The organism is Polycladospora coralii, assembly GCF_014773435.2.
Lineage (GTDB): Bacteria > Bacillota > Bacilli > Thermoactinomycetales > Thermoactinomycetaceae > Polycladospora > Polycladospora coralii.
In genome coordinates, this window is record NZ_JACXAG020000010.1 from 14,368 (window position 1) to 29,199 (window position 14,832).

The following is a 14,832-nucleotide window of genomic DNA, read 5'->3' on the forward strand; positions in this document are numbered from 1 at the left end:
CCTTCACCACTTAGTGACCTGAACCATCTGTCTCGCTTGGATCTAACGATGTAACTTCTTTTTCTTCGTCTTCTTTTTCTTCTTGCTTAGGAAGATCCTTTTTATCTATTTTTTGATTAACGGCTCCAGTTTGCTTATTATTTTTACTATCTGAGTTAGGTGCTTTAAGAACACGAATAGAGACTGAAAAGTTTTGGTGTTGTATCAATTTTTCTGCATCGGATAAGGTCATTTCTAGACCGAGCCCACTCAAGCCGCCTTCTTCTGACTTGGAAATCCCAATGATAGGAATAGAACGGAACATCGTTTTCGTATTCGATTCTTTGGATGTAACAACAATATCAACGCGATCATTGTAATCAAAAGATCCATCAAACCCGACTCGATTAGAGCGGGGCAGTACAACCATACGCTTGTCGGCAGATGAGACAATATTATTAACCTTTAAAGTGTTGCTTGTTAATACGTCGCCTTCGATTAAAGGTGTAACAGAAACTAATGCCTCCAGCGGGATTCCTTCACTATTTTGTTCTAGCTGTATAGCATCCAAGCTTGTAATCCCCATTAAGTTGGTTTCCTCTATGAATTTCACAGGCACTTCTACCGCTTCAAAGTCTTCACGCTTTAATGGTTGTCTGGCATCAATCTTCTTCGTCGCTTTGTAGAGCGTAATGGTATCGCTCAATTCAGTAGATGCTGAGTTTACTTTTTCCATAAATAGATAAGCTGCTACAGTAGAAAGAATAAGGGCTAATATGAGAAATAACATCGCTCTTCTTTTTGCGTCTTGCATAGATGCTAACACCTGCTTATTTGTTTATTTAGTTAAAGCCATTTCCATAGGTAAAGGATAACAGTCGCTACTAAGATAAAGGGAGCAAAGGCAAATTCGGTATGACGGTTAATTTGCTTCCACAGCATGAGCTTGCGGATCAGAATATAGGCTGCACCCAGAAGGTGGCTTAGGATAAATAAGAGTAAAAAATCAGGCCATCCTACTGCAAATCCAAGCATGCCAAATAATTTTACATCTCCTCCCCCTATTGAACGTTCCCCTGTGATAACAGCAACAAGGAATAACAAGATAAAGACGATACTTCCCGTCAGGATATAGTTCCACCACGATAAAGCGGGATCGATCAAGTGGACGATAGTAGCCACTATCATTCCGCTTATGGAAAAACGATTGAGGATAATTCGTCCTTTTATATCTGTTATCGTAGCCGCTAGTAGTATGCCAATGAGCGTGAGATAAAGAATATGGTGCCACATCTATCTTTAAGACACTGACTTACTCTTTTTATTTTTTTTGTCTTTGCCCAGCATCATATGCGCCAGCTTCTGAATATCTTTGACGAAAGAAGAGTTATTACGTTCATTTTTACTGGTCCGTATCGCTTTACCTCGATTAATAATTTGTTCAATCTTTTTACTATCTTCACGAAATTCTCCGATGAGGGGGAAGTTGAATCGTTCTTTCACTTCTTTACTTCTAATTTCTGAATCCCGGTTTACCTTATTCAACATGATTTCAAGGCGCTCAGTTGGATCTACGCCAACCGTTTGGAATAGACTTAACACCCGATTAAGGGTACGCATTGCTACAGCGTCTGGAGTTAGGATGTACATGATCTTATCCGCTTCTTCTAGTGCTGTATAAACGATATTTGTCATTTCAGTGGGTAAATCAATAATAATAAAATCGTAGTAAAGCCTCGCTGCTCGCAAAACGCGCTCTACATGGTCTTCTGTAACCTGTTCTCCAATCTCAATATCAGCTGGGCTAGCTAGCACCTCTACCAATGAGTTCGGTTCAACCACTGTGACACTACGAATATGGTTGTCATTAAGCTCATGTAGGACTGGTGTCAAGTGATACAAATTGCGATTCCCTTCAATATTTAAAAAGGTTTCTACACCTCCATACTGTAAATTGAGGTCTACTAGAAGTACACTTGAGCTGGATTCAAGTTGTAAAGTTTGCGCTAGGGTCGAAGCTACTAGACTTTTACCTGAACCACCTTTTCCGCTGTAGACAGCAATGACTTGACCACGCCCCCAGTTAAAGATTGTCTCCTCTTTATTCTTAACTTCTTTAGTCTGAATCGATTTCATGGCACGTGGGAGCACATCATTTAAAGCATTAATCTCATCAGGGAAGAATAATACGTCAAAGGCACCGGCACGGCTCGCATCGCGAACTCGGATGGAGTCTTTTAATTCGGTTAGATAGATGATTTCGGCTTTGGCCACTTCTTTACGAATATAGGGAATGAGTTGCATGCCTAGTCCATCTTTTCCTTCGTGTAAGAGGACGATATCCGGTTGAATACGGGAGATCTCTCTTCTTACTTCGGATGCATAGATACTTGTAATCTGTGCGAAGGAAGACTTTAAGCGTTCTTGTAAGTCTGTAGCGATGGCAGGTTCTTCGGATACGATTAATAGTTTGATGTCTGAGATCATGGGAAACTCAAAACCTCCTGCTCCAATTTCCACTAATTTGCATACTTTCCCAATTAGTAGGAATAAGGTCTTTTTCAGGTTGACTTCTACATATAGAAGTCTATCAAAGTCAAATGCATTCTACAAGCTTAATTTCTAAAGATATTGAATAAATAAAAATATAAAGGGCTAAACCTATTTGCAGTGATTTTACGGTTCTATCCTACTTTGTTCTCTCTTTAATTATCATATATCTCATTAAAAGTAAACAGATTTTGTAAATTCCATCTAAATAATTGTAAGTCATTTTATGTAGTTGTATGCATATGTTCTATTGCGATGAAATAAAAGGGATATATACGACAATAATTCTATATCAATCATTAAACAGTAAAATTATACCGATTTTACACTGTTTGCACAATCTTTTTCTTACCAATTTATACATCATTTTTTCATTTACGAAACGAAAAAGCGATCCCTGCTTGATCGGGATCGCTTTTTCGTTTCAATTATAAATAATATAAGGGCTGATAATCGTTTAAGTAATCGCGAGTTTTCCTACGCGCGAACGTTTTTGTTCTACTTCTTCTTCCGTGAGATTTGATTCACGTTCAATGTCAAGCTCACCTAGTAGATTACCCGCTGATGAATCAATGACGGATACATGAATAATCCCATCACTATCATATTCAAAAATCACTTCGAGTGGAGCGCCTTTTGGATATTCAGGTAAGTTAATAATGCCGTCACCCACAATTTTAACGTACTGAATTTCCGTATCTTCTCCTTCAGTCACCTGAATGTGAAGTTGTTGTTGTTGATCGACCGTGGTGGTATAATGACCACTCACACGGCAAGGAATCGGTGTATCTTTTTTCAGTACAATGGAATTGATCTCTTGTCCATTCTCATCGAGTGCCACAACACCCATGCTATGTGAGTTTACATCTTGCACGTCGACCATCGGGAAAGTTTGCTTTAAGCTTTCATCGGCTTTCCCATCTTGCATGTGCAAGATAACACCCTGGATGGCTGCACCGTGGGCAACCGCCTCGTCAGGGTTGATATCGAGTGATGGTTTTAGACCGGTCACTTGTTCAATCATGTTGGATACTTGTTTCATGCGTGTAGAGCCACCCACTAGCAAAACACGATCTAAGTCAGACCATTGTAGCTCTGCATCTTCTAGTACAAACTGCATGATCTTTCTCGTTTGCTCTAGTAAGGATGCCGTAAGCCCTTCAAATTTTTCTCGTGTTAGGGTAACCGTCGTATTCATGCCGTGAGCCGACAAGAAGACATTGGTACGTTCACGTGAGGTAAGTGTTTTTTTAGCAATTTCTGCCTTTTCACGTAAATCTTGCTCTAACATGGGGTCATCAAGTAAGTCAAAACCACCCTGTTTTTTAAACTCCTCATTCAGATAACCCATAATGGCATTATCCCAATCAAATCCACCTAAGTCCCTAGCCCCACCTGTAGATAAGACTTGTATACCCTTCTCAGATAACTTCATGATGGTTACATCAAAAGTACCACCACCGAGATCGTATACGAGAATGGTTTGTGCCAGATGCATTTTATCTAGACCATAGGAAAGCGCTGCTGCAGTCGGTTCATTGATGATCCTGAGCACATTAAGACCTGCAATACGCCCTGCATCTTGTGTCGCTTTACGTTGCGCATCATCAAAGTATGCCGGAACCGTAATCACAGCATCTTCTACTTTTTCACCTAATAAGGTTTCAGCATCTTCTTTTAAACGTTTTAAGATCATAGCTGAAATCTCTTCTGGTGTGTAGGCTTCTGCATTTTCCGTGCGGAACTTCCAACCTTTGTCGCCGATCTGTCTTTTTACAAATTGAATGACATTAAAGGGGTTCGCAACCGCAGACCTCTTCGCAATACTTCCAACCACAGGATCCTCCCCATCAAATAAGACCACAGAAGGGGTAATCCGCTCCCCCTCACGGTTGGTAAGTATTTCTGGTTTTCCGTAACGGTTTACAATGGCGATGGCTGAGTATGTAGTTCCAAGGTCAATCCCTACTACTCTACTCATTTGGCATTCACTCCTTTAAATCCCGAAGAACCGATTTTCTAGCGGCTCTCTTACGCTTATTTCTTTATCGCGGTAAAAAGTCCCTCTTTATTCTTTCATCTGAATGATCTCTAATCATTGAGTCAACAAAACAACTCCCACGTTAATGGATATTCTCCATTATACCTGGGCACTTGGATGAACAGATTACGCCTGGTATTTTTTGACGACAACTTCTTCCGGTCGTAGAACCACATCGTTATATTTAAAGCCGTGTCGTACCATATGAATAACTAAATTATCTTCAGCTGGATTGTTAGTGGGAACCACTTCGACAATCTGTTGGATACTTGGGTTAAATTTATTCGATGTCGCTACAATGAGGTCTACACCTCGACGATACAAAATCTCCAGCACTTCATGGCTGAGTGTTTGCAATGTACTCACCAATTCCGGATTTTGTTCACCGGAGTCCAGTTTGTCATTATAGATCGTGTTCATGCGATCAATCAGTAGAATTAAGTCAATATATAACGGACGCAACTGTGACAATTCTTGGTCTTGCTTCATTTCTTCCATCTCTTTATAGAGGCGATCAAATGCTACTTCTTTGGTTTGATCATAGCTAAGTCGATTATTTACAACACTAAGCAATGATGAGAAATTTTGTTGCAGGCTATTTAGCATCGACATCATTTGTTGTTGTGTACGAGATTCTTTTGGTTTTGCATCCTGTGATACATTTCTTAATCCACGGTCTCTTCCAAATCCGAAGCGCGAATCGGGCGGAGAGAATGGCTTTTGATCCTTTGCCTCATATCGATTGTTTTCATTTCGGGATCCCATACCGTAACCTCCCTGATTCTATCATTACCGTCTGTAAATTTTATTAATTTTATTAATTACGCTTATAGCGACTCCTTTTACCCAGTCGCTGATCCATCATCTATCTCATTTTCTCATGCATACGTATAAAATGCAAAAGTGAATATTTGTTGCCCTTTTACGGTCATTATATGCCCTTTCTGTTATGAAGACAAGTTGTATTTCTACTTTCGTATAAAATTCTCTTTTCACATGAACAAAAGAGGTGATGTTTGCTTCCATCACCTCTTTTAGTTATACACAACCTGTGGATATCTGTGGATAACTTGTGGATAACCTTCGTTTTATTGATGACGCATATGGGGGAAGAGTAATACATCACGAATGGAAGGACTATCGGTTAATAGCATCACAACACGATCGATACCAATTCCTAATCCGCCTGTAGGTGGCATACCGTATTCAAGTGCCTCGATATAATCTTCATCCATCGGATGAGCTTCATCGTTTCCTTTTGCTTTTTCTTCCACTTGTGCTACAAAGCGTTCCCGTTGATCGATTGGATCGTTTAACTCAGTGAAGGCGTTGGCGTGCTCGCGCCCTACGATAAAGAGTTCAAAGCGATCTGTAAAACGGGGATCATCGGCATTTTTCTTAGCAAGTGGTGAAATTTCTACGGGCTGACCATAAACAAAGGTAGGTTGAATCAGTTTCTCTTCAACTTTTTGTTCGAAGAATTCATTTACCACATGACCAAAAGTCATCTTTTCTGGCACTTGGACACCATGCGCTTTAGCAAGTTCATATGCTTCTTCGTCACTCATTTGATTTGTGAAGTCAACACCTACATGCTCGTGGATCAGCTCAGTCATCGATTTACGAGCCCAGCCTGGAGATAAATCGACCGCTTGTCCCTGATATTCAATTTGCATGGTTCCTAGTACTTCCTGTGCTGTATGTGCAATGAGATTTTCAGTTAAATCCATAATGCTGTGGAAATCTCCGTATGCTTCATATAGTTCGAGCATGGTAAATTCAGGATTATGGCGCGTAGATATCCCTTCATTCCGATAGACGCGTCCAATTTCATACACTTTTTCGATACCACCGACTAGTAACCGTTTGAGATGCAATTCAAGGGCAATCCGCATATAAAGGGTCATATCTAAAGCATTATGATGTGTCACAAAAGGACGCGCGCTCGCTCCGCCGGCAATGGTGTGCATCGTTGGCGTTTCTACTTCTAGGTAATTTTGTCCATCCAAATAGCGACGCATCGCACTAATAATGTTGGAGCGCATGATAAAGGTATCTTTTACATCTGGGTTCATGATTAAGTCGAGATAACGTTTACGATAACGTTGCTCGACATCTTTGAGACCGTGGTATTTTTCTGGGAGTGGACGCAGTGACTTAGAAAGCAAGGTGGCTTCACTCGCTTTTACACTGATTTCCCCACGATTGGTCTTGAAAACAATCCCTACAATGCCTAAGAAATCACCGATGTCGGCTGAGCTGAATGTTTCGTATTGCTCCTCGCCCACTTTATCTAATCGGACATAGATTTGAATTTTACCGGACATGTCTTGTAAATGAGCAAAAGAAGCCTTCCCTTGTTTTCTTTTATTCATCAATCGTCCGGCAATCCTTACCGTTACGGCTTTTTCTTCTAGTTCTTCTTTGGAGAACGCATCGTATTGTTTTTCAATCTCGACTGCGGCATGCGTCCGTTCGTATTTTTGTCCAAAGGGATCAATTCCACGATCCCTTAATGTATCTAGCTTATCTCGACGAATTTGTAATAGGTCATTTTCTTGAATTTCTTGTGTCAACTTGTCTACTCCTTCCACGATCTCCTTTTAAACTGCTTCTCTTTCTTTTTGCTTAGCTTCGGCTTCTTGTGCAAAGTTAAGCAATAGATTAGCCATACCATCACGCGTCTCTTCTTCATTAACTAGATCTTTAATCTTGGAAGACCCGCGTAGGCCTTTTAGATACCAAGCAGCATGTTTACGCATTTCACGCACCGCTACGTATTCGCCACGAAGGCTAATTAATCGATCCATATGGAGAATCGCAATTTCCATTTTTTCACGTGCATTCGGCTCTGGCGCAAGTTCGCCATGTGTAAGGTAGTGAATCGTCCGATATAGCATCCACGGATTGCCTAGGGCAGCACGGCCAATCATCACACCATCACAACCTGTGATATCAAGCATACGCTTTGCATCTTCTGGTGTAAAGACATCCCCATTTCCAATGACCGGAATATCTACTGCTTCTTTCACTTGACGGATGATCTCCCAGTCCGCTTTTCCTTTATACATCTGTACACGTGTGCGGCCATGTACGGATACCGCTTTTCCGCCTGCTCGTTCCACTGCTTTGGCGTTTTTGACTGCATAGATATGTTCGTCATCCCAGCCAATTCTCATCTTTACGGTAACGGGTTTACTGGAAACAGCGACTACAGCTGATACCATCTCTTCAATTTTATCCGGATCAAGTAACCACTTCGCTCCAGCATCGCATCGGGTTACTTTAGGTACGGGGCACCCCATATTAATATCAATAATGTCTGCATTTGTTTCTTGATCTACTACTTTAGCTGCTGCCACTAACGTTTCTTTATCCCCACCAAAGATTTGTAGGCTAAGCGGCTTTTCACGTTCATCCACAAATAACATTTCACGTGTGCGCTTATTCCCATGAATGATGGCTTTATCACTTACCATTTCTGCACAAACTAACCCAGCACCAAATTCTTTGGCAATTAAGCGAAAAGCAGGGTTACAAACCCCTGCCATCGGGGCTAGCACAACTTGGTTTTTCATCGTTATGTCACCAATTTTTAGCATCTAAAGTCCTCCTTTCTGTTTTGCGTCCGTACACCTGTGAGCGCGATTTGTTCTGCATATTTTTGAATGGTTTGTTCTGGTGGAAGGGTAGCCATACATTGATTTACAGACTGATCCAATCCTGGAATCATGACATCTGGCGCAATCTCCTGTAAAGGAATAAGGACAAAGGCGCGCTTACTCATTTCAGGATGAGGAATTTTGAGATCATCCTGGGTGATCTGGCGTTTCTCATACAGTAAAATATCGATGTCGATCGTACGCGGCCCCCATTTGACATCACGTATACGTTTTAATCTTTTCTCTACTTGTAACACTTTATCGAGTAAGGTATGTGGCGTCAAGATGGTTTGTATTTCCACGACGAGATTGTAAAAATCGGGTTGATCTGTAACTCCTACCGGTGATGTCTGATAGACGGATGAGATTTGTGAAACACAAATGCCGTTGGTGAGGTGTAAGCATTTGATGGCTTGCTTTAATTGTTGGATCGGATCACCTAGGTTGGCTCCCAAGCCTAGGTAAGCGGTCACTTTCCTGCTCATGATTTTCTCCTTACGATTTCGACACCGACGGCATCATAATGCCCTGCGATCGGAGGGTCCGGTTTGGTAACGCGTACCCGCACTTCTTCAATCTGGTCTTCGGCTAGAATGCAAGTGGCGATACGTTCTGCTAACGTCTCCACTAGCTTGACTTGTGTTTCTTCTACTTCTTGTTTCACTTTGTTGTACACATCTGCATAGTTGACTGTTTTCTTCAAATCGTCTGCTTGTGCGGCAGGTTGCAGGTTTAAACCAAGTTCGAGATCGACCATGAAACGTTGTCCCAAGCGATTTTCTTCGGAGTATACACCATGATAAGCGTAGAATCGCATTTGATTAAAAAAGATTTTATCCATTGGAACCACTCCTCTGTTTTTTCAATCGATTGACAAGCTTGTTCCCTGTAACATCGCATCCATCATCTTAGCGACACGTGCCATTTCCTTCACATCATGAATTCTCACAATTTGACAGCCTTGACTAATGCCATATGCTACTGTAGCTGCTGTTCCTTCTAGTCGTTCAGACACTGGGAGATCAAGGGCCTGACCAATCATCGATTTGCGCGACGTGCCCAATAAGACCGGATAACCCAAGGCTACAATTTGATGAAGATTACGCATGACCGCCAGATTTTCTTCGTAAGTCTTCGCGAAGCCGATCCCTGGATCAAGCCAGATGTTTTCCGCTTTAACCCCAGCTGTTTCTACAATTTGAATGGAGGCGCGTAAATCTTCGATGATATCCTCCATGAGATTTCGATAGGGCGTTTCATTTCGATTATGCATTAAAATAATAGGAACGCCAGTCTCTGCCGCCAGTTTGGCCATATGAGGGTCTCTTTTTGCTCCCCAGACATCATTGATAATGGTAGCCCCGGCTTCAATCGCCTGTTTCGCCACTTCTGCTTTATACGTATCAATGGAGATCGGAATACTTAATTCACGCGCCAGCTTGCCAATAACCGGGATGACACGTCGTATTTCTTCATCGGCATCTACGGGTGTAGCTCCAGGACGAGTAGATTCCCCACCTACATCAATCATATCTGCACCATCTGCTATCATTTGTTTGGCGTGTACCAGAGCTTGCTCGACTTGATTAAATTGACCTCCATCTGAAAATGAGTCGGGGGTTGCATTCAAAATTCCCATGATCAAAGTACGAGTTGCTCCACTTTTCATGATTAAGTCCTCCTAGCTGAGCTGCTCCATCGTTAGAAGTTGTTGTTGTGTGTATAATTGATAGCGCTTATACAGTTGGTTCATCACCGTACGCTCTGTTTTGGTAACACCACGCCATGTGATAATCGGTACGATTTCTTGTACGGAATTGGTTACCCATATTTCATCCGCTTCATCCAGATCAATTTCTGTAAAGGCACCTTCTATTAGCTTCAACTCTTCTTGTTTTGCTAACTGTATCAAAAATCTCCTCGTAATGCCATCTAATATGCCAAGCGAGCGCGCAGGTGTGAAGATGGTATTTCCTTTCGCAAAAAAAAGGTTACTCACGATTCCTTCGGCCAGCTTTCCTTCTGGCGTGAGCATCAATCCTTCTGTACGGGGAAAATCATGAATCTCTTGTCTCGCTAACACACTATTCATGTAGTTGGCTGTTTTAAACGACTCCGCTCCACCAACTGCTTGCCTCGGCACCGTACACACCTGTAGCTGCTTACCTTGCGTAAACCAAGTATGATGGCCATGAGGTAAGGGCCTGATGAAGATCATGGTTTGTGGATTTTCATAAACGCGAGTCGCCAGACCAAGCCCTTCCTTACCAGCTGTCACCGTTAATCTTAGTGTACCTTCTTTTTGCGCTGTGATCGCGATCAGTTTTTGAATTTGCTCTCGCCATTGTTCATGCGTATACGGTGCACGAATACACATCCGCTCTAAGCCCGAATGGAGTCGATCCAGATGATCATCAAGTAAAAAGGGATGCCCCTCATAGATACGTATGGTTTCAAACGCACCGATTCCATAGAGCACACCGTGATCAAGCACAGAGATCGAAGCGGCCTGTTCATCTATTAACTCTCCATTCATCCACATGACAGACACAGATATTGTCCCCCTACACCTGAGATGAGCGTGTGGTATACGCCTTTAAAAAGTTTGTAAATAACGTTTTCCCATGTTCACTAATAATGGATTCCGGATGGAATTGTACCCCTTCAAGGGGGAAGCGTTTATGTCGAATCGCCATCAGCTCCCCTTGATCCGTATGCGCAGTCATTTCAAATTCGGCGGGCAAGCTTGCTTGATCTACTATAAGTGAATGGTAACGCGTTGCTCGATAAGGTGACGGGATTCCGGCGAAAATCGTTTTTTGGTCGTGATAAATTGGAGAAGTCTTCCCGTGCATCAGCCGATCTGCTCGTATCACCTTACCACCAAACGCTTGCGCGATCGTTTGATGTCCGAGACATATACCCAGTATGGGAATCTTACCTGCATATACCTTTACTGTATCAAGACTAATTCCCGCTTCATTTGGTGTACAGGGTCCCGGAGAAATCATGATTGCTTCCGGATTCAGCCTTTCGATTTCCTCTACTTGTATTTCATCATTCCGTACTACTCGAATGGTATGGCCCATCTCACCTAAATATTGCACAATGTTATACGTAAATGAGTCATAGTTATCAATCATTAAAATCATCTGCTATTCTCCTCTCAACTCAGCTAATCTAACGCCATTGCTCTTCTATATTATTCATCATTTTAACACACCACAAACAAAAACCGCACCTATCTTCATCAGATCAGTGCGGTTTAAATTGCCATGATTTACTCTTCGAATTGATATAAAGCTGTAGATAGATAACGTTCTCCATTACTAGGTACAACGGCTACGACTGTTTTTCCTTCTCCTAGACGACGAGCCACTTTGATCGCTGCTGCAATCGCTGCACCCGTAGAAATCCCGCCTAGAATCCCTTCTTCTTTCGCTGCACGGCGTGCCCATGTAAAAGCTTCTTCGTTTTCAACAGTGATCACTTCATCGTAAATTTCTTTATTGAGGATACCCGGCACAAAGCCTGCTCCAATTCCTTGAATCTTGTGCGGCCCTGGTTTCCCGCCAGATAGTACTGGTGAATCAGCTGGTTCTACAGCAGCGATGTGTACATCCCCATACTTCTCTTTTAGCACAGTTCCAACACCTGTTATGGTTCCACCGGTACCTACACCCGCTATAAACGCATCCATCTTATCTCCAAGTTGCTCTACTAACTCTACAGCGGTGGTTTCGAGATGAATTTTTACATTATCCTGATTATTAAATTGTTGGGGCACAAAATAATCTGGATGCTGCTTGGAAATTTCTTCGGCCTTGGCGATGGCACCTTTCATTCCTTCAGCTCCTGGTGTAAGTACTAGTTCAGCTCCGTATGCTTGGAGTAAGTTGCGTCTTTCCATACTCATCGTATCTGGCATGACGAGAAGGGTACGATACCCTTTAGCGGCTGCTACCATCGCAAGTCCGATACCGGTATTTCCACTGGTAGGCTCTAAGATCGTATCTCCCGCTTTTAAATCGCCTCTTTTTTCTGCCTCTTCAATCATGGATAGCGCAATGCGATCCTTAACACTACCCCCTGGGTTAAAAAACTCTAATTTAAGATAGATATCTGCGTCCGACTTTCCCACAATCCGATTTAGTTTTACAAGCGGTGTTTGTCCAATTAATTCAAGAATATGATTGGCTACGCGCATCTTAAATACCCCCTAATCCTATTAATATTGTAGGGATTATACTTCTTTCATTTTACCAGCGAATAAAATCAATTGTCAACATTCCTATTTATCCCGAAGGAGAAGGTGTAACCTTCTCCTCAATTGGCTTCCATTCGCTTGATTTCAAAAAGCATTTGTTCCAATTCATGTGCGTCAAACTGATATTTTTCGTTGCAAAAATGACACACCACTTCCGCTTCACCCAGCTCCTTTAAAATCCCAGTAATTTCATCTTTCCCGAGCGAGCGTAGCATTTGGTGTGTACGTTCTCGCGAACACTTACAAGCGAAACGAAGATAATGTTTTTCCAGTATCTCAGCATCTTCTCCTAATAATTTGTATAACAATTCTTCCGGTGTAATACCCGCTTTAAGTAGTTCTGAGATAGACTCAATTTGTGAAATCCGCTCTTCCAGTTGTTGAACCGAGTCTTCATCAGCCTCTGGCATCACTTGCACCATATAACCACCTGCAGATAAAATCTCTTCTTTTTTCACATTTACACCTAGTCCTACCGAGGAAGGAACTTGATCGGATGATACGAGATAATAAGTGAAATCATCTCCTAGTTCTCCCGAAACAATCGGAGATGTTCCACGATAAGGTTCCCGTAAGCCAAGATCTTTCACAACATATATCGTGCCTTTTCCAACTGCTTCGCCCACATTTAACTTGTAACTTTCGAGCGCATTCCCCATTACAGCTGGGTTATCTACATAGCCTCGTACGTCCCCTTGTCCATTGGCATCCACCACGATTTTACCCAAAGGACCATCCCCATCGACGGTTATGGTAAGCTTATGATTTTGCTCCTTTAAAGTAAGACCTAACATGGTACCCATCGTTGCAGTACGCCCTAACGCAGCAGATGCAACCGGTAATGTTTGATGACGGCTTTGTAGCTCCTGTACAAGATGCCTAGTAGTGGCTGCGAAAGCACGGATTTGTTTGTCTTTTGAGATAGCTCGAATGGCATAATCTGACACAACGACGCCCTCCTTCACAATTATGTTTATTCTGTTTTAAATTGGGATATCTCATACTACTAATTACTTTTTATTACGCTCGTATATCATTCGTAATCCCTCTAAAGTGAGGTGATGATCTACTTCATCAATGGTGTTCGTTTCGGTACAGATCAATTGTGCTAGGCCTCCAGTAGCGATCACGGTCGGCTTCTTACCAGGTATCTTTTCGATCATCTTAGAAACCATTCCATCCACTAAACCAACATAGCCATAATAAATACCTGATTGCATGGCCTGCACAGTATTGCGACCCACAATTTGGTCTGGCTTAACGATTTCTACTCGTGTCAGTTTAGCTGCACGTTGATAAAGCGCTTCGGCTGAGATACTGACACCCGGTGTGATATTGCCCCCAATATAATCACCCGCTTCATCTATGTAACAAAATGTGGTTGCTGTTCCAAAATCCACTATAATTAGAGGCGTACCATATTTATCTATTCCTGCTACAGCGTTTGCGATACGATCAGCACCTACATCACGTGGATTCTCGTATTTTATATTCAAACCTGTTTTAATCCCCGCCCCAAGCACCAAGGGTGTTTGCGTTAGGTATTTTTCAGTTAGTTTTTTTAATACCAGTGAAAGCGGAGGCACCACGGAGGAAATAATGACTCCTTCGATTTGTTTGAAGTTAATTCCGACATGTTGAAGGATATGTTTAAATGTCATTGCAAATTCATCTTCCGTTGCATTACGGTTAGAGTGTAAACGCCAATTATGCCTGAGATGCTTATCTTCGTAAACCCCCATCACAATATTGGTATTTCCTACATCTATAACAAGTAAATATTTCGTGTTGGACATCTGGCCACCTGCTTTTGATAATTTGTTTCACAACCATCTTACCAATACCACATGAAAAGAACAATTCCAGTTTTGATTGCAGCACACCCTCACCACACAAACTTGTGATTGCGTTCACGTGTATGCTATACTCTACAAAAAAGGATCTCATACATAAAAATAAAGGAGGAGAGGAGATTGAGCAAGGAAACAAACCAAATCTTACAAGCCATAAAAGAACTAGCAAATGATATGAATCAGCGATTTGAGCAAGTGGACAAGCGGTTCGAACAGATAGATAAGCGATTTGAACAGATAGATAAACGGTTTGAGCAAGTAGACCAACGGTTTGAGCAAATAGACAAACGGTTTGATCGGGTCGAAGAAGATCTACAAGAGATCAAAAATGATGTAAGCCAAACCAATGAGCGTCTTACGAATAATGAAGTGGCTACTGGTCTCATCGCCAAAGATGTTTATCTATTGAAGCACAAGTAACGCCAGTTTGAAGGTGTTCATTTTTTTAACTGAATCAATAACTGAATTTTGTGTGATTTA

General features: G+C 41.9%; 16 protein-coding genes. 1 reads left to right on the forward strand and 15 read right to left on the reverse strand.

Going from position 1 to position 14,832, the window contains the following annotated elements:
* Positions 1 to 10: 10 nt before the first annotated feature.
* The 15 genes from IC619_RS14865 to IC619_RS14935 form a co-directional block, all read right to left on the reverse strand.
* Positions 11 to 793, reverse strand: coding sequence for a CpaB family protein (locus tag IC619_RS14865; RefSeq protein WP_191140960.1), 783 nt, complete (start codon positions 791 to 793; stop codon positions 11 to 13).
* 32 nt (positions 794 to 825) lie between these two features.
* Positions 826 to 1,272, reverse strand: a complete 447-nt coding sequence (locus tag IC619_RS14870; RefSeq protein ID WP_191140959.1) for a prepilin peptidase — start codon at positions 1,270 to 1,272, stop codon at positions 826 to 828.
* 6 nt (positions 1,273 to 1,278) lie between these two features.
* Positions 1,279 to 2,466 carry a CpaE/TadZ family protein gene (locus tag IC619_RS14875; protein ID WP_191140958.1) on the reverse strand — a complete coding sequence of 396 codons (1,188 nt, stop codon included), beginning with the start codon at positions 2,464 to 2,466 and terminating at the stop codon, positions 1,279 to 1,281.
* Positions 2,467 to 2,986: 520 nt separating this feature from the next.
* A complete protein-coding gene (locus tag IC619_RS14880) occupies positions 2,987 to 4,510 on the reverse strand; it encodes an Hsp70 family protein (protein WP_191140957.1) in 1,524 nt (507 codons plus the stop codon).
* A 186-nt stretch (positions 4,511 to 4,696) separates the two neighbouring features.
* Entirely contained in the window at positions 4,697 to 5,335 is a 639-nt protein-coding gene (locus IC619_RS14885) for a nucleotide exchange factor GrpE (RefSeq protein WP_191140956.1), read from the reverse strand.
* Positions 5,336 to 5,658: 323 nt separating this feature from the next.
* Positions 5,659 to 7,146, reverse strand: a complete 1,488-nt coding sequence (lysS, locus tag IC619_RS14890) for a lysine--tRNA ligase (RefSeq protein ID WP_191140955.1) — start codon at positions 7,144 to 7,146, stop codon at positions 5,659 to 5,661.
* A 27-nt stretch (positions 7,147 to 7,173) separates the two neighbouring features.
* A complete protein-coding gene (gene dusB, locus IC619_RS14895; RefSeq protein ID WP_191140954.1) occupies positions 7,174 to 8,172 on the reverse strand; it encodes a tRNA dihydrouridine synthase DusB in 999 nt (332 codons plus the stop codon).
* The gene (folK, locus tag IC619_RS14900) at positions 8,166 to 8,717 is read right to left on the reverse strand and encodes a 2-amino-4-hydroxy-6-hydroxymethyldihydropteridine diphosphokinase (RefSeq protein ID WP_191140953.1); all 552 of its coding nucleotides are present in this window, start codon (positions 8,715 to 8,717) and stop codon (positions 8,166 to 8,168) included. Before folK ends, dusB begins: the two co-directional genes overlap by 7 nt.
* Entirely contained in the window at positions 8,714 to 9,073 is a 360-nt protein-coding gene (folB, locus tag IC619_RS14905; protein ID WP_191140952.1) for a dihydroneopterin aldolase, read from the reverse strand. The genes folK and folB overlap by 4 nt, the downstream gene beginning before the upstream one ends.
* A 21-nt stretch (positions 9,074 to 9,094) precedes the next feature.
* Complete coding sequence (gene folP, locus IC619_RS14910) at positions 9,095 to 9,901, reverse strand: dihydropteroate synthase (RefSeq protein ID WP_191140951.1); 807 nt, start codon at positions 9,899 to 9,901, stop codon at positions 9,095 to 9,097.
* 12 nt (positions 9,902 to 9,913) lie between these two features.
* On the reverse strand, positions 9,914 to 10,774 hold the full coding sequence (locus IC619_RS14915) for an aminotransferase class IV (RefSeq protein WP_224749660.1): 861 nt from the start codon (positions 10,772 to 10,774) through the stop codon (positions 9,914 to 9,916).
* 22 nt (positions 10,775 to 10,796) lie between these two features.
* Positions 10,797 to 11,384 carry an anthranilate synthase component II gene (locus IC619_RS14920; RefSeq protein ID WP_191140949.1) on the reverse strand — a complete coding sequence of 196 codons (588 nt, stop codon included), beginning with the start codon at positions 11,382 to 11,384 and terminating at the stop codon, positions 10,797 to 10,799.
* A gap of 128 nt (positions 11,385 to 11,512) precedes the next feature.
* Positions 11,513 to 12,439 (reverse strand): cysteine synthase A, encoded by a 927-nt coding sequence (gene cysK / locus IC619_RS14925; RefSeq protein WP_191140948.1) that lies wholly within the window; start codon positions 12,437 to 12,439, stop codon positions 11,513 to 11,515.
* Positions 12,440 to 12,558: 119 nt separating this feature from the next.
* A complete protein-coding gene (gene hslO / locus IC619_RS14930) occupies positions 12,559 to 13,446 on the reverse strand; it encodes an Hsp33 family molecular chaperone HslO (RefSeq protein WP_191140947.1) in 888 nt (295 codons plus the stop codon).
* 63 nt (positions 13,447 to 13,509) lie between these two features.
* Positions 13,510 to 14,295 (reverse strand): type III pantothenate kinase, encoded by a 786-nt coding sequence (locus tag IC619_RS14935; protein ID WP_191140946.1) that lies wholly within the window; start codon positions 14,293 to 14,295, stop codon positions 13,510 to 13,512.
* 177 nt (positions 14,296 to 14,472) lie between these two features.
* Here IC619_RS14935 and IC619_RS14940 point away from each other — a divergent pair, with 177 nt between their 5' ends.
* Complete coding sequence (locus IC619_RS14940; RefSeq protein ID WP_191140981.1) at positions 14,473 to 14,772, forward strand: hypothetical protein; 300 nt, start codon at positions 14,473 to 14,475, stop codon at positions 14,770 to 14,772.
* The last annotated feature ends 60 nt before the right edge of the window (positions 14,773 to 14,832 follow it).

Coding starts and splice junctions, on each gene's coding strand:
- IC619_RS14865 (WP_191140960.1), bottom strand. CDS start 793: ATGCAAGACGCAAAAAGAAGAGCGATGTTATTTCTCATATTAGCCCTT.
- IC619_RS14870 (WP_191140959.1), bottom strand. CDS start 1,272: ATGTGGCACCATATTCTTTATCTCACGCTCATTGGCATACTACTAGCG.
- IC619_RS14875 (WP_191140958.1), bottom strand. CDS start 2,466: ATGATCTCAGACATCAAACTATTAATCGTATCCGAAGAACCTGCCATC.
- IC619_RS14880 (WP_191140957.1), bottom strand. CDS start 4,510: ATGAGTAGAGTAGTAGGGATTGACCTTGGAACTACATACTCAGCCATC.
- IC619_RS14885 (WP_191140956.1), bottom strand. CDS start 5,335: ATGGGATCCCGAAATGAAAACAATCGATATGAGGCAAAGGATCAAAAG.
- dusB (WP_191140954.1), bottom strand. CDS start 8,172: ATGCTAAAAATTGGTGACATAACGATGAAAAACCAAGTTGTGCTAGCC.
- folK (WP_191140953.1), bottom strand. CDS start 8,717: ATGAGCAGGAAAGTGACCGCTTACCTAGGCTTGGGAGCCAACCTAGGT.
- folB (WP_191140952.1), bottom strand. CDS start 9,073: ATGGATAAAATCTTTTTTAATCAAATGCGATTCTACGCTTATCATGGT.
- folP (WP_191140951.1), bottom strand. CDS start 9,901: ATGAAAAGTGGAGCAACTCGTACTTTGATCATGGGAATTTTGAATGCA.
- IC619_RS14915 (WP_224749660.1), bottom strand. CDS start 10,774: ATGTGGATGAATGGAGAGTTAATAGATGAACAGGCCGCTTCGATCTCT.
- IC619_RS14920 (WP_191140949.1), bottom strand. CDS start 11,384: ATGATTTTAATGATTGATAACTATGACTCATTTACGTATAACATTGTG.
- cysK (WP_191140948.1), bottom strand. CDS start 12,439: ATGCGCGTAGCCAATCATATTCTTGAATTAATTGGACAAACACCGCTT.
- IC619_RS14935 (WP_191140946.1), bottom strand. CDS start 14,295: ATGTCCAACACGAAATATTTACTTGTTATAGATGTAGGAAATACCAAT.